Genomic DNA, 11,880 nt, shown 5'->3' with positions numbered 1-11,880 from the left:
ACTGCTCCCTCAGCGGCTGGCGTTGACCCCCCGGTCGACAAAGCTACGCGGCGATCGGGGTGTTGCGTGCCCTGGACGGCGCCAACCTGCACTTCCGCGGGCGATCCGGGCCCGCGGAAGTCGACAAAGGCACGGAGTGGGTGGCGCTACTGGCCGGTCGAGTCGGTGGGACCGCTGCCGCCGAGGTCCTCGAACCACCGCGTGACCTCGGAGATCCCGTCCCCTATGGCCTCCCAGTACCCCTTGCCCTGCGCGACCCAGTCCTGGAGCGGTGTCAGTTCCCAGATCAGCCAGCTGGCGACGACCAGCAGCAGCACCGTGAACAGGCACCCCTTGAGGCAGCCGAGGCCCGGGATGCGCATCGGGTTGGAGCTGCGCTGCCGGGGCGGGCGCGGGGCCGGCTGCTGGGGTGCCGGCTGCTGCGGGGGCGCGTACTGCTGGGGCTGGGGCTGGTGTTGCGGCTGGTGCTGCTGCGGCTGGTACCGCTGGGGTTGCTGCGGCGGGTACTGCTGGGCGCGCTGAGGCTGCGGGTGCTGAGGCTGCGGGCGCTGCTGCTGCCGCTGCGGGGGCTGTGGGGCCTGCTGGGGCGGCTGCTGGCGCTGCGGACGGCGGCGCAGCGGGTCCTGGCTCGGGTCGAGGTACTGGACCTGCGTCTGCTCGTTGCGGTCACGGGCCGCCTGGAGCTGGGACTGCCAGGGGTGCGGATCGTCGGGCCGAGGCGGGCCGTCGGGGTGCGGAGGCACGGGCGGCATGACCGAGGTCGGGTCGGCGTGGCCGCCCGGGGTCTGCTGCATCACGCTGGTCGCGGCCGACGGGTCGTAGGAACCGGCGTTGCTCGGCAGCACCTGCGTCAGGTCGGCCGCACCAGGGGTCTCCGGTACGGGGGCGGGCGCCGGGTCCGGTGCGAGCAGGGCGCCCACGCCCTCGGCCGCGGCGATCTGCGCCGAGTTCGCGTGCACCCCGATGCCCGCGCCGACGGTACGCAGCGCACGGGCCAGGTTCACGGCGCTGGGTCGTTCGTCCGGATCCTTGCGCAGGCAGCGCTCTATGACCGTCCACAGCGGTTCGGGGACGGTGGTGGGGCGCCGGGGCTCCTCGCTGAGATGCCGGTGCAGGACTTCCAGGGCGGTGCCCCCGGCGAACGGCGGGCGGCCCGTGACCAGCTCGTACAGCAGGATGCCCGCGCCGTAGATGTCCACGGCCGAGGTCTGCGGACGGCCCTCGGCGGACTCGGGCGCCACATAGGCGGGCGTGCCGACGAACTCATGGGTCCGGGTCAGCCCCGGGGAGTCCGCGAGGCGCGCGATGCCGAAGTCGGTGAGCATCGGGTGCATCTCGCCGTTGCGCTCGTCGAGCAGCACGTTGGCGGGCTTCAGGTCGCGGTGCACGACGCCGTCGGCGTGGCTGGCCGCGAGCGCGTCCGCGATCTGGGCGGCCAGCAGCGCGGCGGCGACCGGGGTGAGCGCGCCGTTCTCGCGGAGGTAGCGGTGCAGGTCGGGACCGTCGACGAGGTCCATCACGAGGGCGAGGAGATCGCCCTCGACCACGAGGTCCCGGGTGCGCACGATGTTCGCGTGGGTGAGCCGCAGAAGCACGGAGCGCTCGCGCAGGAACCGCATCACGACATCCGCGTCGTTGGCGAGCTCCTCCTTGAGCACCTTGATCGCAACGGTCTCGCCGGGCTGCCCGGCGACGGACGCCTCGGCGCCCGCGGTCTCCCGCTGGCGGGCTCGCCAGACGGTGCCCGTGGCGCCGCGTCCGAGCGGCTCCTCGAGCAGGTACTTGCTGCCTACCGGCCGCACGTCATGCGCTCCCTGCTGATCGTTGTGCTCGCGGTCCCCCCGGCCCGCCCGGATGTTCCGGCCCACTCTAGTGCCGCCGAACGGGGCGCCGGCCGGTTGTCCACAGGTCGTGTTGCCCCTGCGCCGTGCCGCCCCGTCCGGGGGAAGACGCTCACACCGAAGGGTTGGTTGCCGAACGAGTGTGCAGCACTCCCCGTTCAGGACCAAGCAGGCACTTTTGCGCCCACAGTCGGCCATTCAAGATCACTAAGCGGTCACCCCCGGGCGTGTTGTCAGTGGCAGGTGCGAGGATGCCTCCAGCACGGAACTCCGAGGTGGGAACCTCACGCTCCGTGACGACCTGTACCGGACGACGCGTCCGTGCCGGGTGGGGGGGATCACAGGGCATTTCCCCTGCCGGGCGCCCCGCGCAGAAGGGACCGCTGACGGCGATGCAGATCCGGCTGACCGTCCTCGCGCCGCGCAGCGGCCAGACCCCGGCGCGCACCTGCGACGTGCTCGTCACCGCTCCCGCGGGGACGGCTCTCGCGGCCGTCGCCTCGAGTCTGGCCGCGGCGGTGACGGGCCCGGAGAACTCCCTGGGCGGCGGTGCCGCGGTGCTGTACGCCGGGCGCGACCGCCTCGACCCGCAGCGCTGCTCCCTGGGCGAGCCGCCCCTGGTGGACGGCGCGGTGCTCTCGCTCCAGCTGCCCGGCGAGAACGAGGCGGCGGACGACGCCGTTCCGGCACGGCTGCACGTGATCGCGGGCCCCGATGCCGGCGGGGTCCATCTGCTGCACGGCGGGCAGATCCGCATCGGCCGCTCCGCCGAGGCGGACGTCCCGCTCGACGACCCGGACGTGTCCCGGCTGCACTGCGCGGTGACGGTCTCCGAGGACGGCCGGGTGTCGGTCGCCGACCTGGGCTCCACCAACGGCACCTCGCTGGACGGTACGGAGATCGGCCACCGCCCGGTCCGGCTCGCCCCGGGCGCCCTGCTCCGCCTGGGCGAGTCGACGCTCCGGCTGACGGCGGGCATCCGTACACCCGCACTCACGACGGCACCCGACGGCGAGGGCCATCTGCGGGTGGCCCGGGCGGACGCCGGAAGCATCCCCGGAGCCGACCCGCACGGGGACGCGGACGGGGACGCGGAGCGACCCGGCGGCGGGAGCCGGGCCGGCGCGAGGCACAGCCATGCCTTCGGCCAGGATCCCGACGGACACGACGCCCACGGCGGGCACGACCCGTACGAGAGCGATCCCGCCGGGCAGGGCGAGCACCGCGGCGGACCGGACGGACCCCGGCCGCGGGCCGCCGCGCCGCGGGGTCTCACCGACGGCGAGACCCCGCGGCGCGGTGGCATAGGCGCCTGGGCCCGGCGCCTGGCGGGTGGCAGGGGCGAGCCGGAGCCGGCGGGAGAGACAGGCACCGACACCGCACCCGCCTTCTCCTCACCCTCCCTCCCGGCCCCTTCGCCCTCCGCCCCCGCGGAGACCTGGCCGGATCCCGCCACCGTGCTCCTCACCGCGCTCGGCCCCGGTCCCCGGCTGTGGGAGCGCGACACCACGCACCCCGAGGCCCTCGTCGTCCGGCTGGGCACGACGGAGCGGGCCGACCTGTCCGCCGTTCCGGTCACCGTGGGGCTGCGGGAGGCCGGTTCGCTCGGGCTCGCCGGGCCCCGGGTACGGCTGGCCGGACTGGCCCGCTCGACGGTGGCGCAGCTCGCCGCGCTGCACTCCCCGTTCGGCCTGGAGATCGTGCTGATCAGCACGGACCGGGCCCGGACCACGGAGGAGCGGCGGCGCGAGTGGTCCTGGCTCGGGTGGCTGCCGCATCTGCGGCCCCTGCACGGCCAGGACTGCAGGCTGCTCCTGGCGTACGACCGGGAGCAGGCGGACGCCCGTGCGGCGGAGCTGGTGCGGCGCTTGGAGGAGGGGCCGCTGGGCCCCGGCTGGGCGAGCGCCGACCGGGCCTCGGTGACCGAGGCCACCCGCGCCCACGCGGGACCCCGCACGGTCGTGATCGTGGACGGTGACCCCGGTTCCGCGGCCCTGCGCGAGACCACGGCTGCCCTGGCCGGCGCGGGAGGGGCTGCCGGGATCCATCTCATCTGCCTGGCCGAGACCCCGGCCGCCTCGCCCACGTCACCGGTCGCCGCCACCTACGACACGGCGTGCCGGGCCTCGATCGCCTTCCGTGAGTGCGGGGCGGTCGCCATGCTGAGCGGCGATGTGGCCACCGCGCTGCGGCTCATGCGTACGGCGGGCGGCCGGACGGCCGGGCACGGCACCGTCGCCACGGTGGACGCGGTGTCGGCGGCCTGGGCCGAGCGGTTCGCGCGCGCCCTCGCCCCGCTGCGCGACGAGGGCTCCGCCGCCCTGCCCGGCAGACCCGTGGCGGCGGCCCTGCCCCCGTCCGCCCGGCTGCTGGACGAGCTGGGCCTGGCCAGGGCCACGCCGGCCTCACTGATGGCCCGCTGGGCGTCCACGGCGGAGGACCAGCCGGGGGCGACGGTACGCACGGCGGCCCCGGCCGGCGGGGACCCGGACACGACGGGTTCCGGCCGCACCCTGAGCACCGGCCCCCGGGTGGGCCAGCAGCGAGAGGCCCCCGCATCAGGACCCACGCCGTTGCGGAACAGCGGACCCACCAGCTCGGGTCCGGGCCGCTCCCCCTACGCCCCGGCAGCCGCGGTCCCCGCCCAGCGGCGCGAGACGCAGACCGCCGCACCCGCGAGCCGGGGTTACGCGGGGCGCCCGGTGATCGTGCTCGGCGCCGGTCCCCACGGCCCTCTGTCCGTCGATCTGGCCGACGAGGGACCGCATCTGCTGATCGAAGGGCCGGCGGGCAGCGGCCGTACGGAGCTGCTGCGGGCCGTCGCCGCCTCGCTGGCCTCCGCCGCCCGGCCCGACCGGCTCGGCATCCTGCTGATCGACGGCGCCGGCCGTGAGCACGGGGAGCGCGGCGAAGGGCTGCGGCCCTGCACGGAGCTTCCGCACGTCTTCACGCACCTGGTCGCCTCCGAGCCCGCACGGATGCGGGAGTTCGCCCAGGCGCTCGGTGCTGAGCTGAAGCGCCGCGCGGAGCTGCTCGGACGGCTGGACTTCGTCGAATGGCACGCGCGGTACGAGGAATCACGGACGCTCACCGGAAGGCGCCCCTCCGGCGCCGCCGAACAGCGCGGCGACCTCGAGTCACCCGCCGGCGGCACCCTGCGGCTGCGCCCCGCAGCCGCCCGGCCCATGGACCCGGGTCCCTCACCACTGCCCCGGCTCGTCGTCCTGGCCGACGATTTCGACGCCCTGGTCGCTCCCGCTCTCGGCAGCCCGGGCCGCCCGTCCGCCGGATCCGTCGTACGCGTGCTGGAGGCCGTGGCCAGGGACGGCGGACGGCTCGGCGTCCATCTGGTCGCCACCTCCGCCCGCCCGGACCGCACCGAGGACACGGAGCTGGCGCGCGGGGCCCGGCTGCGCATCGTGCTCGACCCGCCCGTCGTGCCGCCGTCCCCGGACGAGGCGGCACCGGGCCGCGGCCGGCTGGGGCATCCGGACGGCCGGGTGACGCCGTTCCAGGGCGGCCGGGTCACCGGCCGCATCCCGCGCACGGCGACGCTGCGCCCCACCGTCGTCCCTCTGGAGTGGGAGCGGATGGGCGATCCGCCGGCCCGCCGACAGGTCCGCGAACTGGGCAACGGGCCTACCGATCTGGCCCTGTTGGCCAGCGCCCTGGAGCGGGCGGCCCGTTCGGTGAACGCGGAGCGGCTTCCCCCGCTGGCCTCTTGCATCCCGTGAATTCCGCTCCGTTTCAGAGGCATTGACGCGACGTCACGAGCCCATCACGATCTCTATGCCTGGGGTGATACCGCTATTGCGGCACCCGTGGACCCGGCGTAGGACTGTGCGCAAGGACGAGATGTGAACGCACCATGTGACACGCGACCGGCATCGCACGGTCCCACCGTGGGTGACGGTCCTTGCACAAGCGCACAGGAGAGACGGGGCAGGGATGAGCACAACCCTTCGCATGCGTAGAGCCGCACTGGTGTTCGCCGCGATCGGAGCACTGGCCCTCACCGGCTGCGGTGACGGCGACAGTGGCAAGGACAAGGCGGACAAGGACTCCGGCTCGGGCAAGGACAGCCCGTCGAGCGTGGTTCTGCCGAAACTGGACGGTGAGAAGGTCTCGGTCGCCGCTGTCTGGACGGGTCCCGAGCAGGCCAACTTCACCAAGGTCCTCGACGAGTTCGAGAAGCGCACGGGGGCCACGGTCACCTTCGTCCCGGCGCAGGACCCGATCGTCAACTTCCTCGGTACGAAGATAGCGGGCGGCCAGCCCCCGGACGTCGCGATGATCCCGCAGGTCGGCGCGATCCAGCAGGCCGTGGCCAAGAAGTGGGCCAAGCCGGTCGGCGACGAGGCCAAGGCCCAGCTCAGCAAGAACTACGCGCAGGTCTGGCAGGACCTCGGCGCGGTGGACGGCACCCAGTACGGCGTGTACTTCAAGGCCGCCAACAAGTCCCTGATCTGGTACAACGCCCAGGCGTTCGAGAACGCGGGCGCGAGCGAGCCGAAGACCTGGAAGGACTTCATCGCCACGGCCGAGACGGTCTCCGCCTCCGGTGTCACCCCGGTCTCGGTCGGCGGCGCGGACGGCTGGACGCTCACCGACTGGTTCGAGAACATCTACCTCTCCCAGGCCGGCCCGGAGAAGTACGACCAGCTGGCCAAGCACGAGATCAAGTGGACCGACCCGTCCGTGAAGGACGCCCTCACCACCCTCGCCGAGCTGTTCGGCAAGCCGGAGCTCATCGCGGGCGGCGCCGACGGCGCGCTGCAGACCGAGTTCCCGGCCTCCGTCACCCAGACGTTCACCGGGGGTGACCAGCCCAAGGGCGCCATGGTGTTCGAGGGTGACTTCGTCTCCATCAACATCGCGCAGACCAAGGCGAAGATCGGTACGGACGCCAAGGTGTTCCCGTTCCCGGCGGTCGGCGCGGACTCCCCCGTGGTGACGGGCGGCGACGCGGCCGTGGCGCTCAAGGACAGCAAGGGCGCCCAGGCGCTGCTGACCTGGCTCGCCTCGACCGACGCGGCGCAGATCTGGGCCGAGGAGGGCGGGTTCATCTCGCCCAACAAGTCGCTGGACGCCGCCGCGTACCCGAACGACGTGCAGCGCACGATGGCCGAGGCCCTGATCGCGGCCGGTGACGACGTCCGGTTCGACATGTCCGACCAGGCCCCGCAGTCGTTCGGCGGGACGCCCGGGAAGGGTGAGTGGAAGACCCTCCAGGACTTCCTCAAGAACCCGAAGGACATCGCGGGGGCCCAGGCGAAGCTGGAGTCCGACGCGGCTGCGGCGTACAAGAGCTGACGGGATGACCACAGCGACAACGGGGGGCGCCGGCCCGGTGCCCCCCGCCGACCGACGTCCTGACGAGGCAAGGCGCGTACGCACGCCCAGGAGCGTGACCGGCACCCGGAGGGTCCTCGCGGCGGCGTTCCTGCTGCCGGCCCTGGTGCTGCTCGGCGCACTCGTCGTGTATCCGATCGTGTACTCCGTCTACCGGTCCTTCTTCGACCAGGCGGGTACCGGCTTCGCGGGCCTCGACAACTACAAGGCGCTGTTCACGGACGACACCATCCGTACGGCGGTCAAGAACAACGCGATCTGGGTCGTGCTCGCGCCGACGGTCGCCACCGCGCTGGGGCTGATCTTCGCGGTGCTGACCGAACGCATCCGGTGGGGCACGGCCTTCAAGCTGATCGTCTTCATGCCGATGGCGATCTCCATGCTGGCCGCGGGCATCATCTTCCGGCTGGTGTACGACCAGGCTCCGGAGCGCGGGGTCGCCAACGCCGTGGCGGTGGGCGTGCACGACACCTTCGCCGCGTCCTCGGGCTTCCCGAAGGCGCATCCGCTGCCGGTCCATCCGCTGAAGGCGGGCGGCGGCGGTTCCTTCGTCACGAAGGAACCGGTGCGGGCCGGTGAAGCGGTGCAGCTGCCGCTGGTGGGTGTGGCGCCCGCGAAGATGCCGGACGACGCCCGGCCGGCGAAGGCGGCCACGGCGGCGGCCGACGGGAAGATCACCGGCACCGCGTGGCTGGACTTCACCAAGGGGGGAGGCGGCAAGCCCAACGTCGTCGACCCCAAGGAGCTCGGCCTCAAGGGCATCACGGTCGAGGCGGTCAGGGACGGCAAGGTCGTCGCCTCGGCCACGGCGGGTGCGGACGGCGTGTTCACCCTGCCCGCGTCGGCCGACGGCGCGCAGATCAGGCTCCCGGCGGACAACTTCCGGGAGCCGTACAACGGCGTCGACTGGCTCGGTCCGTCCCTGGTGACACCCGGGATCATCGGCAGCTACGTGTGGATGTGGGCGGGCTTCGCCATGGTGCTGATCGCGGCGGGTCTGGCGGGCCTGCCGCGCGAACTCCTCGAAGCGGCCCGGGTGGACGGTGCGAACGAGTGGCAGGTGTTCCGCCGGATCACCGTCCCGATGCTCGCGCCGGTCCTGGCGGTGGTGCTGGTCACCCTGATGATCAACGTTCTGAAGGTCTTCGACCTGGTCTTCATCATCGCGCCGGGCTCCTCCCAGGACGACGCGAACGTCCTGGCACTCCAGCTGTACCGGTCCTCGTTCGGCACGGACGCGGACCTGGGGGTCGGCAGCGCCATCGCCGTACTCCTGCTGCTGCTGGTGATCCCGGTGATGCTGTTCAACATCCGCAGGATGCGGAAGGAGGGACGCCGATGACGACGACCCAGCCAGTGAAAGCGGACCGGGCCGCGGATGCCGTCCCCGAACCGGTGAAGACCCCGCGGCCCCTCGGCGCGCGGATCGCCGCCCGTGCGGGCGGCGGGATCATGCGGGTCTTCCTCATCCTGGTCGGCCTGTTCTGGCTGATGCCGACCATCGGGCTGCTGCTCTCCTCGCTGCGCGGGGCGGAGGACATCGCGGCGTCGGGCTGGTGGAAGATCTTCACCGCCCCGTCCGAGCTCACCTTCGACAACTACCAGCGGCTGCTGGACAATTCGACGATCACCGATTCACTCTTCAGCACGGTCCTGATCACCGTGCCGGCCACCTTCCTGGTGGTGGTGATCGGCTCGCTCGCCGGATACGCCTTCGCCTGGATGGAGTTCCCGGGGCGCGACTGGTGGTTCCTGGTGGTCGTGGGGCTGCTGGTGGTCCCCGTGCAGGTCGCCCTGATCCCGGTCTCCGAGCTCTTCGGCACGATCGGGATCTTCGAGACGACCTTCGGCGTGATCATGTTCCACACGGCGTTCGGCCTGCCGTTCGCCATCTTCCTCCTGCGGAACTTCTTCGCCGAGATCCCGCGCGAACTCCTGGAGGCCGCGCGGCTGGACGGGGCGGGTGAGATCCGGCTGTTCACCCGGGTCGTGATGCCGCTCGGCGGCCCCGCGATCGCCTCGCTCGGGATCTTCCAGTTCCTCTGGGTGTGGAACGACATGCTGGTCGCGCTGATCTTCGCGGATTCCGAGTCCCCTCCGATCACCGTGGCGCTGCAGCAGCAGGTCCGCCAGTTCGGCAACAACATCGACGTGCTGGCGCCCGGCGCCTTCGTGTCGATGGTGATTCCGCTGGCGGTGTTCTTCGCCTTCCAGCGGCAGTTCGTCTCCGGTGTGATGGCGGGCGCCGTCAAGTAACGCGCTCCGCACAGCACGTACGTTCGTCAACACCAGGGCGGCCCGGTCACTCGTGACCGGGCCGCCCTACCTCGTTGTTCCCCCGAATGCCACATCCGGCGTAACCATGTCACTCCATCGGCCGTTTGCGGGCCACCTGCCCGCCCGCGAGCGACCCCTGGATGTGTTGTGCCCCGGTTCAGTGTCATCGTGCCCGCGTACCGGGTCCAGGCGTATCTGCACGCGTGTCTCGACTCCGTGCTGAACCAGTCCTTCAAGGACTACGAGATCATCGTGGTCGACGACTGTTCACCGGACGCCTGCGGCCCGATCGCCGACGAGTACGCCGCCCGTGACCCCCGGGTCAGCGCCGTTCACCTCCCGCACAACTCCGGCCTCGGCCCCGCCCGGAACGCCGGGATGGCCAGGGCGAGCGGGGACTACCTGCTCTTCCTGGACGGCGACGACACGTTCACCCCCGAGGCGCTGCAGACCATCGCCGACCGCCTGGAGACGACCGGCGGACCGGACGTCCTGGTCTACGACTACGCCCGTACGTACTGGTCGGGCGAGAGTGAACGCAACACCTTCGCCCACCACCTCGCGGAGACCGGCCCCGTCTCCTTCCGGCTGGCGGAACGGCCCGAGCTCCTCAAGGTCCTGATGGTCGTCTGGAACAAGGCCTATCGCCGCGAGTTCATCGAGGCCGAGGGCTTCGCCTTCCCGCCCGGCTACTACGAGGACACCCCCTGGACCTACCCGGTGCTGATGGCCGCCGGATCGATCGCCGTCCTGGACGCGGTCTGCGTGGGCTACCGCCAGCGGCGCCGGGGCAACATCCTCTCCACCACCACCCGCAGGCACTTCGACGTCTTCGACCAGTACGACCGGGTCTTCGCGTTCATCGACGCACGGCCCGAGCTGGCCCTGTGGAGACCGGTGATGTTCCGCCGGATGCTCGACCACTTCTCGACGCTGTTCACCTCCCCCGCGCGGCTGCCGCGCGGCAGCCGGGCCCCGTTCTTCCGCCGGGCCCGCGCCCACCGCCGCCGCTACCGCACCCCGGGCGCCCCCGTACCGGGCCGCGCTCGGCTGCGGCACGCGCTGTTCCGGCTGGGCGCCCACCGCACGTACCGCGCCCTGTGGGCGGCGCAGCAGCTGCGCGGCCGGCTGCGCCGTTGCTCCGCGACGCTGCGCCGCACGGTGCGGGGCGCGGTCCTCCAGCTGCACTACCGCACGCAGCTGCGGCTGCCCGTACGGCCCGGGGAGGCCGTGTTCGCCGCCTACTGGCACCGCGGCTACACGTGCAGTCCAGCGGCCCTGGAGGCGGCGGCCCGCGCACTCGTCCCCGGGCTCCGCACGTCCTGGATCTGCCGCCCCGAGGACGCGCACACCGTCCCGGCGGCCACCCGGGTGCTGCACCCGGGGACGTTCGCGTACTGGACGGCCCTGGCCCGCTCCAAGTACCTCGTGAACAACGTCAACTTCGATCGCAGACTGGTGAAGAGACAGGGTCAGGTGCTGCTGCAGACCCATCACGGGACGCCCCTGAAGACCATGGGGACCGACCTCGTGCACCGTCCGGTGGCGGCCGGTTCCATGGACTTCGAGCAGCTGCTCCGCAACATCGACAAGTGGGACTTCTCGCTCTCCGCCAACCAGCACTCCACCCTCGTGTGGGAGCGCACCTACCCCTCCGGCTACACGACGCTGGAGTACGGCAGTCCGCGCAACGACGTCTTCCACCGCACGGACCCCGCCGGGATCGCACGGCTGCGCGAACACCTGGCCGTCCCGGCCGACAGCATCGCCCTGCTGTACGCACCGACCCACCGGGACTACCGGCGCGCCCAGCACCACTCCCTGGACCTGGAACGGCTCGTCCGCGTCCTGGGCCCGCGCTTCGTGGTCCTGGCCCGCTCGCACTACCTGGACGAGGCGGCCCGGACCACGGCCGGGCGCGCCCCGCATCCGCGGATCATCGACGTCAGTGCCCATCCGTCCGTCGAGGAACTCTGCCTCGCCTCGGACGCACTGGTCACGGACTACTCGTCGCTGATGTTCGACTACGTCAACCTGGACCGGCCGGTCGTCCTCCATCTGGAGGACAGCCAGGCGTACGAGGCGGCGCGCGGCACGTACTTCGATCTGGAGGCCTTCCCGCCCGGGGCGGTGGCACACGACCAGGACGAGCTGCACGAGATCTTCACCACGGACCACTGGCGCGGCCCCCGGTCCGCGCAGCGGCGGGCGGCTTTCCGGGCCCGGTTCTGTCCGTACGACGACGGCCACGCGGCGGAACGCGTGGTGCGCCGGGTCTTCATGGACGACACCTCCGGGCTGCCGCTGCCCGTACCGCTCACGAGCCGGGGCCCCACCGGGGTGCCCCGGCAGGTGCCGGTGCGGGAGTACACCAACGGGTGAAGCCCGCGGGGTGCGGGACGAGGTCCCG

At 72.4% G+C, this 11,880-nt stretch carries 6 protein-coding genes; 5 read left to right on the top strand and 1 reads right to left on the bottom strand.

The annotated features are described in order from the left end of the window. Window positions 1-146: 146 nt before the first annotated feature. Window positions 147-1,802, bottom strand: coding sequence for a serine/threonine-protein kinase (locus AB0F38_RS00175; RefSeq protein WP_361884612.1), 1,656 nt, complete (start codon window positions 1,800-1,802; stop codon window positions 147-149). Between the two features lie 431 nt (window positions 1,803-2,233). On the opposite strand from AB0F38_RS00175, the gene AB0F38_RS00170 reads away from it, so the two are divergent. The 5 genes from AB0F38_RS00170 to AB0F38_RS00150 all read left to right on the top strand — a co-directional run bounded on the left by AB0F38_RS00170 (window position 2,234) and on the right by AB0F38_RS00150 (window position 11,852). Beyond that, window positions 2,234-5,575 carry an FHA domain-containing protein gene (locus AB0F38_RS00170; protein ID WP_361884611.1) on the top strand — a complete coding sequence of 1,114 codons (3,342 nt, stop codon included), beginning with the start codon at window positions 2,234-2,236 and terminating at the stop codon, window positions 5,573-5,575. Window positions 5,576-5,789: 214 nt separating this feature from the next. Further along, entirely contained in the window at window positions 5,790-7,154 is a 1,365-nt protein-coding gene (locus AB0F38_RS00165; RefSeq protein WP_361884610.1) for an ABC transporter substrate-binding protein, read from the top strand. 4 nt (window positions 7,155-7,158) lie between these two features. Continuing rightward, window positions 7,159-8,535 (top strand): sugar ABC transporter permease, encoded by a 1,377-nt coding sequence (locus AB0F38_RS00160; protein ID WP_361884609.1) that lies wholly within the window; start codon window positions 7,159-7,161, stop codon window positions 8,533-8,535. Next, complete coding sequence (locus AB0F38_RS00155) at window positions 8,532-9,449, top strand: carbohydrate ABC transporter permease (RefSeq protein ID WP_361884608.1); 918 nt, start codon at window positions 8,532-8,534, stop codon at window positions 9,447-9,449. The genes AB0F38_RS00160 and AB0F38_RS00155 overlap by 4 nt, the downstream gene beginning before the upstream one ends. Before the next feature lie 168 nt (window positions 9,450-9,617). Beyond that, entirely contained in the window at window positions 9,618-11,852 is a 2,235-nt protein-coding gene (locus AB0F38_RS00150) for a bifunctional glycosyltransferase family 2 protein/CDP-glycerol:glycerophosphate glycerophosphotransferase (RefSeq protein ID WP_361884607.1), read from the top strand. The last annotated feature ends 28 nt before the right edge of the window (window positions 11,853-11,880 follow it).

Source organism: Streptomyces sp. NPDC025273 (genome assembly GCF_040638585.1).
Classification (GTDB): Bacteria; Actinomycetota; Actinomycetes; order Streptomycetales; family Streptomycetaceae; genus Streptomyces; species Streptomyces cinereorectus.
Note: the sequence above shows the minus strand (reverse complement) of the source record. Positions and strands in the feature narration are given on the sequence as shown.